This window comes from Paenibacillus sp. FSL R7-0048 (genome assembly GCF_038004505.1).
Classification (GTDB): Bacteria; Bacillota; Bacilli; order Paenibacillales; family Paenibacillaceae; genus Paenibacillus_AQ; species Paenibacillus_AQ odorifer.
In genome coordinates this window covers 1,095,145-1,112,068 of sequence record NZ_JBBORF010000001.1, presented here as the reverse complement: position 1 = coordinate 1,112,068, position 16,924 = coordinate 1,095,145, and the positions used below count along the sequence as shown (strand labels likewise).

15 protein-coding genes are annotated in these 16,924 nt (G+C 42.9%); 5 read left to right on the top strand and 10 right to left on the bottom strand.

Annotation, left to right across the window (positions count from 1 at the left end):
• Nucleotides 1-15: 15 nt before the first annotated feature.
• The 5 genes from NSQ91_RS04740 to NSQ91_RS04720 form a co-directional block, all read right to left on the bottom strand.
• A complete protein-coding gene (locus NSQ91_RS04740; protein WP_076218270.1) occupies nucleotides 16-657 on the bottom strand; it encodes a CpsD/CapB family tyrosine-protein kinase in 642 nt (213 codons plus the stop codon).
• Nucleotides 641-1,378, bottom strand: a complete 738-nt coding sequence (locus NSQ91_RS04735; RefSeq protein WP_076129269.1) for a YveK family protein — start codon at nucleotides 1,376-1,378, stop codon at nucleotides 641-643. The genes NSQ91_RS04740 and NSQ91_RS04735 overlap by 17 nt, the downstream gene beginning before the upstream one ends.
• Before the next feature lie 265 nt (nucleotides 1,379-1,643).
• On the bottom strand, nucleotides 1,644-2,279 hold the full coding sequence (locus tag NSQ91_RS04730) for a response regulator (RefSeq protein WP_036676623.1): 636 nt from the start codon (nucleotides 2,277-2,279) through the stop codon (nucleotides 1,644-1,646).
• Between the two features lie 23 nt (nucleotides 2,280-2,302).
• Entirely contained in the window at nucleotides 2,303-3,949 is a 1,647-nt protein-coding gene (locus tag NSQ91_RS04725) for a sensor histidine kinase (protein ID WP_340916633.1), read from the bottom strand.
• A 317-nt stretch (nucleotides 3,950-4,266) separates the two neighbouring features.
• Complete coding sequence (locus NSQ91_RS04720; RefSeq protein WP_038568894.1) at nucleotides 4,267-5,121, bottom strand: helix-turn-helix transcriptional regulator; 855 nt, start codon at nucleotides 5,119-5,121, stop codon at nucleotides 4,267-4,269.
• 84 nt (nucleotides 5,122-5,205) lie between these two features.
• Between NSQ91_RS04720 and NSQ91_RS04715 the strand changes: the two genes are divergently transcribed.
• A complete protein-coding gene (locus NSQ91_RS04715) occupies nucleotides 5,206-7,137 on the top strand; it encodes a glycoside hydrolase family 20 zincin-like fold domain-containing protein (RefSeq protein WP_076304987.1) in 1,932 nt (643 codons plus the stop codon).
• Nucleotides 7,138-7,190: 53 nt separating this feature from the next.
• On the opposite strand, the gene NSQ91_RS04710 is transcribed toward NSQ91_RS04715, so the two are convergent.
• The gene (locus tag NSQ91_RS04710) at nucleotides 7,191-7,484 is read right to left on the bottom strand and encodes a hypothetical protein (protein ID WP_076137149.1); all 294 of its coding nucleotides are present in this window, start codon (nucleotides 7,482-7,484) and stop codon (nucleotides 7,191-7,193) included.
• 101 nt (nucleotides 7,485-7,585) lie between these two features.
• Between NSQ91_RS04710 and NSQ91_RS04705 the strand changes: the two genes are divergently transcribed.
• Nucleotides 7,586-8,521 carry a hypothetical protein gene (locus NSQ91_RS04705; protein WP_076304986.1) on the top strand — a complete coding sequence of 312 codons (936 nt, stop codon included), beginning with the start codon at nucleotides 7,586-7,588 and terminating at the stop codon, nucleotides 8,519-8,521.
• Between the two features lie 94 nt (nucleotides 8,522-8,615).
• Nucleotides 8,616-8,855 (top strand): NHLP leader peptide family RiPP precursor, encoded by a 240-nt coding sequence (locus NSQ91_RS04700; RefSeq protein ID WP_170914256.1) that lies wholly within the window; start codon nucleotides 8,616-8,618, stop codon nucleotides 8,853-8,855.
• A 10-nt stretch (nucleotides 8,856-8,865) separates the two neighbouring features.
• Here the strand turns inward: NSQ91_RS04700 and NSQ91_RS04695 are convergent, their stop codons facing one another.
• Nucleotides 8,866-10,782, bottom strand: a complete 1,917-nt coding sequence (locus NSQ91_RS04695) for a sensor histidine kinase (RefSeq protein ID WP_256717070.1) — start codon at nucleotides 10,780-10,782, stop codon at nucleotides 8,866-8,868.
• A gap of 113 nt (nucleotides 10,783-10,895) precedes the next feature.
• Entirely contained in the window at nucleotides 10,896-12,794 is a 1,899-nt protein-coding gene (locus NSQ91_RS04690; RefSeq protein WP_076304985.1) for a sensor histidine kinase, read from the bottom strand.
• Nucleotides 12,795-13,051: 257 nt separating this feature from the next.
• Here NSQ91_RS04690 and NSQ91_RS04685 point away from each other — a divergent pair, with 257 nt between their 5' ends.
• Nucleotides 13,052-13,456 carry a hypothetical protein gene (locus NSQ91_RS04685; protein WP_051490926.1) on the top strand — a complete coding sequence of 135 codons (405 nt, stop codon included), beginning with the start codon at nucleotides 13,052-13,054 and terminating at the stop codon, nucleotides 13,454-13,456.
• A gap of 89 nt (nucleotides 13,457-13,545) precedes the next feature.
• Here NSQ91_RS04685 and NSQ91_RS04680 read toward each other — a convergent pair whose 3' ends face one another.
• A complete protein-coding gene (locus NSQ91_RS04680) occupies nucleotides 13,546-14,772 on the bottom strand; it encodes an MFS transporter (RefSeq protein WP_076129276.1) in 1,227 nt (408 codons plus the stop codon).
• Nucleotides 14,773-14,982: 210 nt separating this feature from the next.
• Between NSQ91_RS04680 and NSQ91_RS04675 the strand changes: the two genes are divergently transcribed.
• On the top strand, nucleotides 14,983-15,657 hold the full coding sequence (locus NSQ91_RS04675) for a peptidylprolyl isomerase (RefSeq protein WP_076305011.1): 675 nt from the start codon (nucleotides 14,983-14,985) through the stop codon (nucleotides 15,655-15,657).
• Nucleotides 15,658-15,791: 134 nt separating this feature from the next.
• Here the strand turns inward: NSQ91_RS04675 and NSQ91_RS04670 are convergent, their stop codons facing one another.
• Nucleotides 15,792-16,898, bottom strand: coding sequence for a Glu/Leu/Phe/Val family dehydrogenase (locus NSQ91_RS04670; RefSeq protein ID WP_076129277.1), 1,107 nt, complete (start codon nucleotides 16,896-16,898; stop codon nucleotides 15,792-15,794).
• Nucleotides 16,899-16,924: the final 26 nt, after the last annotated feature.

The following is a 16,924-nucleotide window of genomic DNA, read 5'->3' as shown; positions in this document are numbered from 1 at the left end:
CGAAAGCATAAACATTTACTTCGCCTGGTTCATGGCAATTCCGATTAGATTAGAGCCGGTCTGTTCAAGCAGCGTCTTCGCTTTGCGAATCGATTCCCGTTTGGACTTTCCGTATCTGGCCACCAGAATCACGCCGTCCGCTTGAGGTGCCAATATACGAGCATCACTGAAATCGACTGCCGAAGGAGAATCCAGCAGGATCAGATCGTAGTTTTCTTTTAGTTCCTCAAGCAAAGCGGTCATTTTGGAGTTCCCCAGCAAATCCGGCGGACTAACATGAGTTTTTCCCGCCGGGATGACTGACAGATTGGCTAAGTTTCCGAGGACTGCGATGTTATCTGCTTCCTCTTGCCCACTTAAATAAGCCGCAAGCCCGTCACTCCCCTCTACTTCAAACACGGTATGAAGACCGGGATGTCTCAGATTGCAGTCAACCACCGCTACCTTCTTGCCGTCCTGGACGAAAGAAACCGCGAGATTCGACAAGATTGTCGTCTTGCCTGCCCCAGCTTCTGCTGATGTAAAGAGCAGCACTTTTCCTCCGCCGCCCTGCGCTAGTTCAAGCTGACGTATATATGTGCGCAGTGATCGGAACGATTCGGAGATATGCGAGGATGGATTAACGTCTGTAACCAGACTCTTATTTAGCCGCAACATAAGCACCCTCCTTCACTCTGGTGTCGCCTGCCGCCTTACCCAAATCACGTTTGCGAATGGTTGCGATCGAAGCAATTACCGGTAGACCAAGGTCATATTCCGCTTCCTTTTCAGACCTTAATGTGCCGTTAAGTGTTTCCATCAGCAAAATAATTCCTAAGGCAGCCATAAGGGATACAACAAAGCTAATGATGAGATTCATCGCAAACCCGCCGTTCGAGGGCCCTGGAACATCAGTCGGATCGGCCGGTGTCAGCAAGGTAACATTGTCTACCCTCATCAGCGACGGCAATTCACGAATGAATGTCTGCGATACCGCATTTACGATCCCGGCAGCTTTGGTGTAGCTTTCATCCTGAACATTGAGGTTGATCACCTGACTCTTCTCTGAAGTTTTAATCTCAAGCTTCTGACTTAGTTCATCGGCCGTGAGACCAAACTCCGGGTGATTTTCTATTACGCTTTTCATGATGGTTGGTGATTTCATAATTTCCTTGTAACTCTCAATTAAATTCAGGCTAAAGCTCAAATCGTTAAGATTGTTGCTCTCGGGAGCTTTGGCAATGTTGTTGACAAGTAGCTGTCCGGAAGCGGAATAGACGGGTTCAACGAAGTTTTTGCTAACATAGTAAGTCGTAGCACAGGAGATCAAAACGAACACCATGATGAGCCAAAACCTTTTTTTAATCAGGTTAATGTAATCCAGAATCGTCTTTTCCACAGTAACCCTCCTTCCGCTAAAATTACATTCTGAAAGCATTCATGAAAGTTTCAGTTGTTGCTTTAATTCTATCAATCCACACCATTCGCCACATGGCTCATACCATCACTTTCCTCTTCACTTTGGAGTAAGACGTTATACCTCTTAAGAGGGGGATTAGGTATACTTTAGTGCCATATATAGGGCTGATTTAAGTTTTAACGCACAAAAAAACACGGACAACCTGTCCGTGTTCATGTACAATGCTTACGAATTATTTCAATTTTCACTCGTATGACATTTCATATTTGGTTAATCCGACAGCATTTGCATAAAGCGCTGCCTGTGTACGATCAGCCACCTGTAATTTTGCTAAAATCTGACTGACATGCTTTTTCACCGTAAATTCGCTAATGAAAAGACGTGAAGCAATTTCTCTGTTGCATGCGCCCTGCCCCAGCTCGATCAGGACTTCCTTTTCTTTGGGTGTCAATTCATCCGTTGGGCTGCTTCCACTCATGCGCATTTTATCTTCCATCAGACCAGGATCGTAATACTTTCTTCCCTTATGCACCAATTGGATAGCAAACAGTAACTCCTCAGGCAACGCCTCTTTCAGTACATATCCATCTACCAGTACTTCTTCAGCCTTCAGGAAATCCTCTCTGCTCGCAGATGACGTCAACAGAATGAACTTACTAACGATACCACGAGCACGTGCTGTCTTAATGACATCCAATCCCGATTCATCTGCTAGCTTAAGATCAATCAATACAAGATCAGGCTGCGTCTCCTCAATCACAAGAAGCGCTTCTTGGCCATTCGTTGCCTCACCTGCAAACTGCACATTCGGCTGCATTGAAATGACAGATGCCAGTCCTCTTCTAACTAAAGGATGATCATCTACAATGACGATTTTCACAGAAACGACCTCCCGCCTAAAGTTTATGCATTCTTTAATTCAGCTACACCGACAGGAATCGAAATCATAATTCTTGTTCCTGTGCTCTCATTACTGGACAACTGAAAGTCGCCGCCGAGCGACTGGGTCAAATATTGCATATTCTTCATGCCAAGTCCGCTTACACTATCTTCAGATTCAATCCATAACAAATCAGTATCAAAACCAACACCATTATCACAAATCAATAATCGAATCCAAGTCGGCTTTAGAGACAGTTCTACATCCACTCGACTGGCAGCACCATGCCTGATGGCATTACCAGTGGCTTCGGAGATAATCCGAAAAAGCGCTTTGTGGTAAGGATAAGGGAGACTGAAATCATCGCCCGTTATTTTTAAATCAATATCAACATCATTTAACCTGGATAAGCTCTTCAAATGTGATCTTACCATGCCCAACCAAGTAGGACCGCCACTCTTCTTGGAGCTAAGACTGTAGATCGTGATCCGCAGTTCTTTAGCAACCTTTGTAGCAGAATCATGAATAAGCTCAATTTGTTCTTCTAGCTCATGATCTGACATTCTCTTCCACGATTCCTTCAGCGAATGCGTCGCATACACAATACCAAAAAGGCTCTGCGATACACTGTCGTGCATTTCATCCGCAATCCGGTTCTGTTCGTTCGTGATGATCAACCGGTTCTCGATCACACCAAGCTCATGTCTTTCAAGAATATTCGCACTTAGCTCAGATAAGAATATCAATTGTTGAATATACCATCTGCGGCCTTCCAGCCCCTCTGTAGACTCCAGCTTGAGTCCAATCATCCCTACAAAACGGGTGCTCATCCGTACAGGCATCAGCAGGAAATCTCCTAATCCCGGCAGATTTCTAAAAATAGGCTCTCGCTGCAATCTCCATTCATGCTCATGTTTTCCCAGTTCTGAGAATAGGAACTGTTCCTCTTCCTGCTGCCAGCCGGTCTGCCTGCTCTGCGGAGCTGGTTCTCCGCTTTTCTTGGCGAACCAAAACAAAGCCTTATCCAGCTTCGTTAGCTTAACAACATAATCGGTGATCACTTGACCGATATTCATGAAATCATGTTGGCTTGAGGTTTCCACGATATGGTACAGGGATTTGATATGCTCCATCGTCTCTTTCGTGCGAGCATTCGATTCTTCACGTTGCCGCTTCATCCGATTAACGATCTGCATTATTATAACCGTAAGTACCAGTGTTAGAAACAGATTCCCATTTATAAATACAATTTCCAGAAAATTTCTGTTCGCAGAATTGATAAAAAAATAACAGAGCACCGCAAAAATACTGATGTAACTTAAGAGCAACGACCATCCAAAATAAATGGACAATGAGCCTGCAGCAATCAATACAGGATTTAGCACATAAAGCCTAAAAGAGCTTTCGTACCCACCCGTAAACAAGGTCAATGCGATAATTCCCACCATCTCTATACTAACAGCCAGGACGAGAGTCTTCGGCCTGCTGCGTAGCCTTCGATAACAAAATGAGAACGTTTGTGCAAACATAACAAGTATAGCAATAATAAGTGATTTATAAATTATGGAAGGTCCCGTCTGATCTAGAAGATACATGAGTGATGTGAGGGACAAGGAAAAATACCTGTAATACGCAATCAGTTTGTCTTCTACAGTTGGTTTGATTTTCATCCCACCACCCTATTCTCCAGTTTTTTGGAAAATGCAAGATTGTACTGTGCTCGATAAAAGCATCATACATGAGAAAAATCACAATAACAAGTTGACATTTCCCATGTTTGCGCTTCCATTTGAAAAATAGTTACAAAAAATTTATTATTTTTTTAGTAGGTTTTATCACTAAAATTTGGAATTTTATCCACTATAGTTAATAAGAACTAACGTATTTATGTAATATTAATCCATAATTTTCAACATATCTTATAAAACGACAACAATTATACAAATTATAACAATTGCTGTTGGGACTCTAGTAGGATGATGTCGATTTAAATGTTATTCCGGCAAAGCTGGGGTGCGATCCCCATATATTTTTTAAATAAACGAGAAAAATAGAACGGATCATTATAATGAAGCATACTAGAAATTTCCTTAATTTGTAATGAGGTGTTGAAAAGCAACTTTTTGGCTTCCGCCATTTTTAGACGGTGAATATATTCATGAAGCGGGTATCCACTGCTGCGCCGAACAAGACGACGAAGTGTAGACATCGAAACATGATGTTTTGCCGCTATTTGTTCTAGGTCCATTTCACCATAAATGCATAAGTTCAGGTCTTCCCGAATCTGACGCATATAATCAGCCTGAGAATTCCAACTTTTTTCTTCTATTATAAAAGAACACTCCAGCAGCATTCTTTCGAGCAATAATGCTGCCCGATCCGCATCTACAGGTTCTCCGCTCTCCATCCGTTCCAGCACTTCTTCAAATAAGGTAGTAAGACCTACTATAGATTGGGCTTGAAAAACATTTCCCCCGGCTATGAGGCCCGATTCCAGCCATTCGGATACACGCGTGCCATTAAAGTTAATATAATACTCATCCCAGCTGCCTCCCGGTGGTGGACCAAAGTTATAACTGTAACCTGGGCGGAAAAAGTATAAGCTGCCTTCACGCACCTGCTGCTCTTTTCCCCCAATCTCCATGTAGGAGCCACTACCTGACACTATGTAAACAATGGCCCAGTGCTCAAAAACTACACCTGAACGGAATAACGTTCTTCCTGGCAGATGTCCTGCCTGTCCCACCCTTATATTCTTGAGCTTCAGCTTGGAGGATTCAACCTTGGGATCAATAATTCTTATTGGATATGGACTGATCATATAATCCATGTGCTTGGACATTATAGGCATTCCTCCCCTTGTTTAGTAGTGATAAGGTTATTGTGAAGATGATCATATTCTACATGAATAAGAGGTGTCCACGCTATGCTTAATCATTCTACACTACTGCTTTTCCCTAATCCGCGTGAAATCACATTGTCACAAGGCTCCTTCCATTTCCCAACAAGCGGAAGCATCGTACTTCCTAATATGGAAGAACAATCTGCCATGCCAGCTGCACGAAAACTACAGGAAGTAATTGCACAAGCATTGAATCTGCAGCTGACTTTATCCATTGGCTTACGTCCAACCGTTGTATCTGTCTGTAACTTTAACTATGTGCCATTATTGTCTGCACAGGCCTATGAGATTGTTGTCGAACAGAAGGGTATCGTTGTCTCCTATAGCTCTCCTGTAGGCGCTTTCTACGCAGCAGCAACCCTGAAACAAATCATAGAACAAAGTGGAAAATCTATACCTCAGTTGCATATTCGCGATGAACCTGATTTTGGAGCCAGAGGCCTGCTCATAGATATCAGCCGCAATAAAATCCCGAAGCAAGAAACCTTGTACCGGATCATTGACCTTATGGCTGATTTGAAGATAAATGAACTTCAGCTATATATAGAAGGTGCTCCGTTCGCTTATGAATCCTTCCCTCAAGTCTGGGAGCTTGAAACCCCAATTACCGGAGAGGAAATCCTGCTTCTGGATGCCTATTGCAAAGCACGTTATATAGAGCTTGTTCCCAATCAGAACAGCTTTGGGCATATGGAGGGCTGGCTCTCTCGTCCAGAATTCAACGCTTTAGCTGAAATTCCCGAAGGCTTTATGCTTCCGAAGAATTTGTATGCGCAGGACGTTTATCCAGAAGGCTTATTTATGCACCCTGGTACTTTTGATACCGAAGATCCTGCTGTACTACCTCTGCTAGACAAAATGTTTGACGATCTGCTGCCCTACTTTAGCTCCAATCAGTTTAATGTAGGCTGCGATGAGACCTATGAACTCGGCCTTGGTAAAAACAAAGCTCTGGCTGAAACACAAGGCAAAGGTCAACTCTATTTATCATTCCTGCAAAAGATTTATGAGTTGGTTACAAAACGTGGCAAAACGATGCAATTCTGGGGCGATATCATTATCCAGCATCCCGAACTGATTCCTCAGCTTCCTAAGGATATTATTGCTATGGAATGGGGTTATAGCGCGGAGCATCCCTTCGAGTCCGATACGCTCAAATTCCGTGAAGCAGGTATTCCTTTTTATGTCTGCCCAGGCACCAGCTCATGGAACTCCATTACAGGACGCACGGACAATATGTTAGCCAATCTGCGCAGTGCAGCTATTCATGGCAAAAACAACGGTGCTATCGGTTATCTCATTACGGATTGGGGAGATTTTGGACACTGGCAGCATCTGCCGGTCAGCTATGCCGGCTTCGCCTACGGCGCAGCCCTATCCTGGAGTGTAGATCATAATCTGGAAGCAGATACTGCACAGTATTTAAATAGATTTATTTTTGCAGATCGTTCTGAGGGAATTGGCCAGCTGCTCCTGGATCTCGGCAATTACTATCAGCTTGAATCCAGTATCAACCGTTCGAATGATGCAGAAATGTCCCTGCTGCTGCGTACCCATCTGGACAATTTCCTAATCATAGAGAAGCTTACTGAGGAACACTTCAATCATCTCGAAGAATATCTGCTCTCCATTGAGGCGCGGCTATCGGGGCTAGATCTTCAATGCGAGGATGCTGCTCTTGTGCTGAAAGAATTGAGTAATGGCATCCATTTCGTGAAGCATGCTGTGCAGCTTGGCAGAATCAAGCTACAGTTGACATCAGCACCAGATTCGCTTGATCCTGCGCTGATTACGAAGCAAATCAATGATCTTGATGTACTCCTTCACCAATATCGTCTCTTGTGGACGGAACGCAACCGGCTCGGCGGCTTGGAGCAAAGTATCTCGAAACTTCAACGCCTGCGTAGTCAATATGAAGCATTAAAATCAGAGCTCTCCGCATCCGTAAGTTCCTAATCCCTCTTATTAAGATTCTCTATATAGCTGCTGTTGGGTAATCGAACGTTGAACTAACGTTTTCGGTTCGCCCAGCGCAGCTCTTCATATTGATTCTCAAGCATCTCCCGCTCACGTTGCTCGTGTTGTTCCCTGCCAATTCCCTCCTGCTGGCTTTCCTCATCCTCATAGATTCGCCATAGGTCAGAGAACAGATAGTCTTTGATTTCTACCACTTTTCCCTGCAGGATTCCGTTTATCCAAAAAAGTCCTGTGGAGGTACGCATAACCATGCGGCCATCCGGTGTTTCCGCCTTTTGACCCATTCGAATCGCCATAAGCATTTGGCCGAAAGTATACCATTCCATATTTGCTAATACCTCCTAAATTTTAGTTGTAATGGAATAAAGAGAAAGCTATAATCAGGGCAAAAGAACCATTTTCGTAAAAATTTTATAGGAGGGTTGTTATGGATTGGCTAAATGACTACGAAGATGAACTACGCTTGGTATTCCAAGAAAGCAGACGGATTATTTCCGAATTTCCAGAACCTCTAAATCAACAAGGTATGTCCTATCTTGAGCATTTTAACGTATTTAACGCTGAAAGCCACAAAAACTACATATGTTATCTTTTACCCTTTTGGCTGCAGAAGGGATGCGGAATCTCTGCAGAGGTTACTCGCCAGATGTCGATGGGCAACGTCTTTTTTATGTTGTATTTCTTCATACAGGATGACCTGATGGACAGCCAAGAATCCTCCGCATACGAAAAATTGCCCTTGGCAAATTTGCTTTATGTCGAATTTTTAAATATCTACCGGATACTATTTCCGGAGCCATCCGCTTTCTGGATCTTATTTAATCGTTATATCATGGAGTGGGCAGATAGTGTTAGCAACGAAAATACCAGTGACTATTTTCTTAATGATCGGGTCAAAATTGCCTATAAAGCCAGTCCGCTCAAGCTATCCAGCACTGCTGCCCTTCTGATGTCTGGAAAGAGTGATTTAGTGCCGCAAGCTGAAGAGCTTATCCATTCGGTTTTGCTTACACTGCAAATGCTGGATGACTATGAGGACTGGAAAGAAGATTTATCCGCAGGCAACTATAATTGTCTTCTCTCCCTAACTCGCAAACATCTGCCAAACAGCAGTGCAGCTAAACTCACTTCGCAAGAGGTCGAATTTTATCTATTCACTGCAAATGGTCTACATACCTATACGCAATTAGCACACGACACACATAACAAAGTTACAGTTTCCGACCTTGATGCCCCTCATCTTATTGCGTTCCATTCCATGCTAGTAAGTAACTTACAGCAGATCTCTGATTCCATCGAAGCGGACAAGCAGCTCTTGCTAAACGGAGGATTATATCATTGGTTGTCAAAAAATGTCCATTAATTCTATTATTTTGTAATAAAAAGAATAGTATTAGTAGTTTTGCTATGTTATATTATTAAAGGTAAATATATACAATTTGGGAAGGGTGATTATTATGTCAGAAGCAATTCTTAGAAATCAAGTCATTCAAAAGGCATGGGAAGATCCAAGTTTCAAGAAAAGACTACTCTCAGACCCAAAAGCGGCTCTCCAAGAAGCATTAGGCGTAATCATTCCCGACAGCGTTACCTTGAAAGCCGTTGAAGAAGGCTCCAACGAATTCTATCTTGTAATTCCACCAAGTCCTACTTCCGATGTATTGAAGGCAACCGCAGCACCACGCGGTTCGTGGTAAGACAACAAGATTAACCCCCTAAGGAGTGAGAATCATCCGGAGCTTCTGCCAATGGCAGTATGGTGATGGATTCGGTTCCCACTCCTTTTTTGCTTGTAAATTTCACTTTACCTTGCATAGCTTCGATGATACGGAAAGTGACCATTAATCCAAGACCTGTCCCTTTATTCTTTTTAGTGAAATAAGGCTCTCCCAATCGGTGCAGGACATCCGCGTCCATCCCTTCCCCGTTGTCTTTGATATGAATGATTACGTTCTCCTCTTCCGCATACACCGACATATAGATAAACCCTTCGTCACGGAAAGATTCAATGCTATTTTTGATAATGTTGATGAAGGCTTGCTTAAACTTTGAGGAATTCCCCTTCACCCATAATTCGCCCGATACATCGAGAATCATTTTTCCTCCATTTAAATGACAAAGCGGCTGCATAATACTCTCAATATGCTTAAATTCATTATACAAATTCAGACTGGAAATCGTCTCAAATTCCGGTTTTGCGAAGGTTAAGAAATCCGTAATGATCCCGGAAGCACGATCCAGCTCACTAAGGGCCATCGACATAAATATTTCCTCTTCACCAACGGATTTCTCGCTAAGCAGCTGAAGGAACCCCCTAGTTACCTGGAGTGGATTCCGCACTTCATGAGCAACAGATGCAGCAAGCTCGCTAATAATTTCCATTTTTTCTGAACGCTGCAATTCGTTGTTAAAACGCTCTAATTCTTTAGAATAGTTAACAACCTGTTGATGGCTATAGGCTAGTCTTCGCTCCAGAATTACGATCAAGGAGATTATGAAGGCAACAATGCCCCACTTCCACAAGAATAAATCATAGTTCCCCTTATGAATGTAATACCACAGTAACTCTGACACTACAGTAAATGCAGCCGTTCCAAAGCCAATGGCAAAAATGATAGCGTCCCTATTCCCTTTAAGCGAAAATATAATCACACATACGATCAGCAAGATGAACTGAAGGATGAGGATGAACCCGATAATAGTGGTGGATACAAAATAATAAAACTCAATATAGCTATTATTCGATAGAAAATTGATCAAAAGACATAGCAAACAAAATGAGGAGTAAATGACTTGAAATTGACGAAAACGACGGACGATCGCATATTTTCCACTGCCAAATATTTTTTCAAATAAAAGAGTAAGCGCCGGTAAAAGTGAGAATAAAGCCAAATCAAGAAATACATTACTAATCGCGCCTAAATCGCTGTAAAAGGTATAAATAAAAGGAGAATAGGTTATCGAAAGAATTCCGGTTGAACCTATTACAACGGCTAGTGAAGCCACACTGGAAAAATAGTCCCTATTAATGTATAGAGAGCTTATAAATAGAACGATAGCCACAAGAAAAAAAGCACAGCCCAAAATCACATCGCTGAGTCCATTTTTAATATAATCATTGATTAACAGGTTGTGTTCACCGATCACTACTTCATTTTTAATTCCGATTCTATCCTGCAGCGTTTCAGTCCAAATGTATAATGTTTTCCCACTATCGCTTTGACTCAAAGGCAACAACAAAGAATAGTTATCCTTAATATAATTACGATCTTCCTCGAAGATCAAACGGTCGTTCACATACACCTTCACATGAAGAGCATATAAAGTATCAATGTAGATTGAAGGGGAGATATAACTAAAGTTAGGTATGGAAATACGAGTCCAAGAAGTGGATACGCCTGATGGCAGATGTGGGATTTCCTTCGTAGCATTCACATTTATCCAATACTGCTGGTCATTATTCTGTGGAACCTCTATGCCGCTGTTTTCGGTTCCATCGCCCCATCTCATCTGCCAACTGGTAATTTCTTGGGATGGATATGGGGTCGCTGCTGATACAACAATTGAACTATATCCTATCAGAAGGAGAGTAAGAGCTATTGCTATATGTAGGACTTTAATCATCAAGCGCATATATGCACCTCAGAAGTAAGTATCAGAAACAATATTCTGTCTGTACTACTTCGCTCAGCCCCTCACTCTTTCCTTCTAAAAAACGGAATTATCATAAATTACTTCTAAATTCTTCTAAGTTCTGGTATTTTTACTATAATTTCAGTCCCTTCCCCTTTCTCACTGCGAAACTCAGTGCATCCCTCCATCGCCTCAATAATCCGAAAGGTTACCATCAGTCCAAGCCCCGTTCCTTTGGTCTTATTGGAGTAATATGGTTCCCCTAACCGAGCCAGCTCATTCCGGTTCATCCCTTCCCCATTATCATGAACACTGATTATTATATGTTTTCCAGACTTCCAGGCTGTGACTTTAATCAGCCCATTGTCCTTTAAAGCTTCAATACTATTTTTGAGTATGTTGATAAACGCTTGCTTGAACTTGGCAGATGATCCAGTAACGTAAAGTCCTGGCTGCAGATTAAGTTCAATGACGCCCCCTTGCAGATTCGCTAACGGAGAAAGAATACCCGTCACATGCCTCAACTCTTCAGACACATCAAGCTGCTCTACGGTTTCAAGTCCTGGTTTAGCGAAGGTTAGGAAGTCTGTAATAATGAGCGTAGCTCGATCCAGTTCTGTCACTGCCATTTGCAGATATTCCCGCTCCTTTTGATCTGAACGCTCCCCAAGAATCTGCAGAAACCCCCGGGTAACCTGCAATGGATTCCGTACTTCATGGGCAACCGAAGCTGCCAGCTCACTAATAATCTCCATCTTCTCCGAGCGCTGCAAATCATTATTGAACTTCTCAAGCTGATGGGAATATTCAATAAGCTGTTCATGGTTTCGAGTAAACCTTCTTCCCAGAATGACGATTAAGGCAATTACGAAAATCACCATTCCCCATTTCCACCAATATAATTGATAGGATTGCCCCGATGCATAGAACATGACCAGTTCACTAAGAGACATGAAAGCAAATATTGAGAACCCTGAAGTAAAAATAACAGCATCTACATTGCCACGGTTCGCGTGTATAAACGCTAAGCTGATCAAAAGTATAATTTGTACAATCATAAGGATACCTAGCACACTCGTAGTCATCAATCTATAAAAGTCATCTACCTGATAGGACAAAAGAATATTAATAACCATTAGGGAAAAACAAAATACAGAATAGACAATTTGAAACTTACGGAATCGTGTAACGATTCTCTTTTTCCCTGGACCAAATATTTTCTCAAAATAAAATGTAAAGGATGGCAAAAGCGTATATAAAGCTACATCAAAGAAAACAAGTACGATCTCTCCATAATCGCCGAGGATTGTCGGCAGGAACGATGAATACGTTACCACTAAGACGCCAATGGATAAAATAATCAGCACCAATAGATATCCGCCTGAAAAATAGCCTTTTCTCATGAATAGCGAGCAGATCAGCAGTACAATCGCAATAAAAATAAGCGTCGTTCCAATGATCAGATCCATTAAGCCCTGCTTTACATAAACAGATAACAGCTCATCGTATTGGCCTACTCTTATTTCGCCGTGAATCCCTAAGTCTTTGCTGCCACCATGGGTCCATAAATATAGCTGTTGTCCTCCAACACTTTTGGACAGAGGAATGAAAACCTTACTGCCATTGAAATTAAAATCTTTTCCGGAATCATATATTAATTCGTTATTTAAATAAGCCTTAACATTATTTCCATATACTTTATCTATGAATAACGCAGATTTATCACTAATTTGTGGTAAAGTAAACCGCAGCCAGGCTGAGGTTGCTCCACTTGGAGTCTCTGGGCTTTTCCCATGAGGCATAACACGAGTCCATTCTTCATCAAGAGCTGCCACAGCTTCTTCAATATGATCTATTTCTATACGTTCAAATTTAATCTCCCAATTGGGCAGCGTAGAGTCTGATGATTCAGCACTCACTATCGCCGTACCAAAAGGAACCATAGCGGTCAGCAGTAGAATTAATAAAAAAGCAGCCGCTATATTGGGCTTTGGCAACTTCATCGTAGCACCTCAGTAATTCATTAGTTGTTTAAACGTTCATATATGCTTCTTAATTTCGACAAGCTTCGCACTATCCCTGCCTATTCTTGTAAATTTTCTCGAAAAAGAACGTTTTTCATCGGCTTTTGCTTTCACCCATTTTTTACTAATCCAATATAGACATACCCATTTATTGGATCAGCGATTCGATCATGGTCAAACGGGTAAAGATAAACATAGGAAGTTCAAATTTTATCATAAAAAAGGAGTGAACGGCTATGGATAGTTCACCAAATAAAACTGAAGCTGACTTTGAATATGAACGTTATATACAAGCTGATATGGATGAAGAGGATATTGTTGATGATGACGCAGATCCTGTCTTGGTTGGCGATAAATACTTGGCAGCAGATATTGGTTTAAACTCACCTAAGGATGTAATCGAAAGAGATGAGCTGGTGGAATCCGATGCATATCTAGCCGCTGAAACCGCAGGATTAACCCTAGATGATACGGATTATACTAAGGATGAGGAACTCTTGGAGATGGAAGAAGAAGATCAGCCGCTGGAGGATGTTCCAGATGCAGACGATGTATATCCAAATTCCATTATTGACCCTGCCTCCCCGCCAGTGGATGTTATGCCGGGAACAGACGTTTTGAACGGTTCGCAGGGAGAATAGCAGCTTAATATGAATAAAGCCGCCGGGCTGTGAGCCCGGTGGCTTTATGTTGTTTCTTCTAAATAACGACATGCTCAATGAGGTAGCAGTTAGCTCTGCATCGTTGTTGGCTGTTCTGCGGGACGAGCAGCGGCGATTTGTGCTTCCAGCTTGCGGGTCTTAACCAATATCGCTGCTACCAGCAGCATCACTCCATTGATTACAAACACCCAGCGAATTGGAATAACCGCGCCCAATAAGCCGCCGATAATCGGTCCAGCCATCGTCGCAAGCTGAGATGCCGCCTGATTCAGGCCAAAGGCCCGTCCACGGAATCCCGGCTCAATTACTTGTACAATCATAGCATTCACTGATGGCAGCACACCTGCATAGAACAAGCCGTAAGCAAAGCGAAGGATAGCGAACTCTACATAGCCCGAAACAAAAAACTGCAGAATATTACCGATGCCGCCCCCGATCAGTCCAATAAATAAGATCATCCCAAAGCCTTTTCGGCTGCCGAGTCTGCCCCACTGCGGAGCCATCAGCACCGTAGCAATCCCCACAGCGGAGAATACGATTCCCGAGCTTAGCGAGGCACTATTTTTGGAGATCCCCATGTCCAGTAGATAAATTGGGATTAACGGTTCCAGAATCATAACGGAGAAGGTACTGATTCCCGCCAGCGAGAGCAAAGTAATAAAAGCTCGGTTACTTCTCGCTTCCCTGATATCATCACTTACATGTGACCTTGGAGCCGATCGGTCGAAGTTCTCCTCTTTTGCAAAAAAAGTAGCAATGAGCGCTGAGATAAGTACAATACCCGCTGAGAATAAAAAAGCAATCCGGTTGCTGGTATAATAGCTCACTACACCGCCAATTAATGGTCCAATAATACTACCTGTCGCTCCGGCTGTAGACATAATACTTAAAGCATACCCCGTCTTATGCTCAGGTGTATTGGTGGCTACCATTGCAATAGCTGCTGGAACAAAACCGGCAAGCAGTCCTTGCAGCACACGCACAATCAAAAAAACATAAGGATCATGTACAAAATAATTAATAAGGTATAAAGCTGCCAGACTAAAACCCGAGCGAATAAGCATCGGTTTCCGACCATACTTGTCGGCTAGCGAACCCCAATAGGGAGAGATTAAAGCGCTGGCAAGAAAGGTTATTCCAAAACTAACCCCTGACCAAATCTCCAAATGATTTGAAACCCCAAGTTCGTCGCTCAAAAAAATGGAAAGGAAGGGAATCGAGATCGAATAAGCTGTACTACAAAAGAAAACCCCTACCCAAAGCACGATCAAATTCCGCTTCCACGAAAAGAGCATCCTATGCACATCCTTTCTCGATGTTCTCTTTGGAAACATCCTACCATTGTAAACTTCTTTTTAAGATGTGCCAATCCCAGAAGTCATAACTGACCTTTGCATGTAATAGGACAAAGGAGGTATTATGGGAAGTACCTACGAGATTATTCAATAAAAAGGAGAGATTATTTAGTGAAGTCTACACGAACAAAATCCGCTATTCTTCTGATCATGTTATGCCTGGTCATGGTTATTGCGGCAGGTTGCGGTAACAAGCCAAACAATAACAATGCAAGCAGTAATAATGGAAGCAGTAATAATGGAAGCAGCGGATCAGCACCTGGGGAAGGTGCAGCCCCAACTGAAGGCGTTCCTTCAGCTACGGCAAGTCATCCCTTAGTAACCATTGAAATGGAAGACGGGGATATCATCCAAGCTGAGCTATACCCTGAGGTTGCCCCTAACACCGTAAACAATTTCATCTCACTTATTCAAAAAGGATTTTATGATAACACTATATTCCATAGAGTAATTCCTAACTTCATGATTCAAGGCGGCGACCCTGATGGTACAGGTATGGGAGGCCCGGGTTACAGTATCGCCGGAGAATTCTCTGGCAACGGGTTCACCAATAACCTTCTGCATACAGAAGGTGTTCTATCCATGGCAAGATCACAGGCTCCTGACTCTGCCGGTTCCCAGTTCTTTATTATGGATGCAGCTTACCCTAGTCTAGATGGAAGCTACGCCGCTTTTGGTAAAGTAACTGAAGGTATCGAAGCTGTAAAAAGAATTGTGAGCCTGCCTCGTGACGGTTCTGATCGTCCAGATGAGCCACCAGTCATGAAAAAGGTGACGGTCGACACCTTCGGCGTCACTTACCCAGAACCGCAAAAGGTTCAGTAATTAGGAATAAGCAGAAACCACGTTACCGTCCTCGAAAGAGAATAAACGTTTCTTGTAGAAATAAAAGAACATAAAAAACTCGGCAGTCCCTCCGAAGTTGTAATCGGATGGAGCTTGCCGAGTTTTTTTACAGCTTATCCCCGCAGCGATCTTCTGCTAAGTGCATGTTGACCATTACGCAGGAAGGTGCTGCGGCTATTTCTTAATAGCGCTATCCGGTCCTCTGCAAGCTGGTTCGCGGCGGCATAAGTAGGTATTCCGTTCAAACGGGAAATTTCCATTACGCGGGTAATATTGTCGTAAATCTTCGCCACCTGCTTAAAGGCACGTTCCTTATTATAGCCGTTCAGCTCGTCCGCAATATTAATGACGCCACCTGCATTAATCACGTAATCTGGAGCATATACAATACCCATCTCATGAAGTGCATCACCATGCGAGGAATCCTTCAGCTGATTATTAGCAGCTCCTGCAATCACTTTCGCCTTGATTACCCGTAAGGATTCATCGTTAATTGTCGCTCCAAGAGCGCAAGGAGCATAAATATCACAATCTACACTGATGATATCGCCTGGATCTACAGCCTTGGCGCCATAGGCCTCTACTGCACGTTGAACGGCTGGTTTATGGATGTCCGTTACGATAAGCTGTGCTCCTTCTTCATGAAGATGTTTGCACAGTGTAAAGGCCACGTTCCCCACGCCTTGAACAGCTACTGTCTTCCCTTCAAGCGAATCACTGCCAAAGGCGGCTTTAGCGGCTGCCTTCATTCCTTGGTAAACACCGTAAGCCGTTGCTGGTGACGGATTGCCCGAAGAACCGTACGTAGGTGAGGTGCCAGTAACATAATCTGTCTCTTGATAAATAATGTTCATGTCCTCTTCCGTAGTCCCTACATCTTCAGCAGTTATGTACCGTCCATTTAAACCTTGTATGTATCTTCCGAAAGCACGGAACATGGCTTCATTTTTATCCTTCTTGGGATCTCCAATGATTACTGTTTTCCCACCACCCAAATTCAGGCCGGATACTGCATTTTTATAGGTCATCCCTTTTGCTAATCGAAGCGCATCAACAATAGCTTCCTCTTCCGTAGCATAGGTCCACATCCGTGTTCCACCCAGTGCTGGTCCTAGTGTCGTGTCATGAATCGCGATGATCGCCTTTAATCCCGATGCCTTATCCTGACAAAATAATAATTCCTCGTAGTCGTCCCGTTCCAATGCTGCAAACAATTCCATTTCCAATATCCCCTATCCCCTATCCC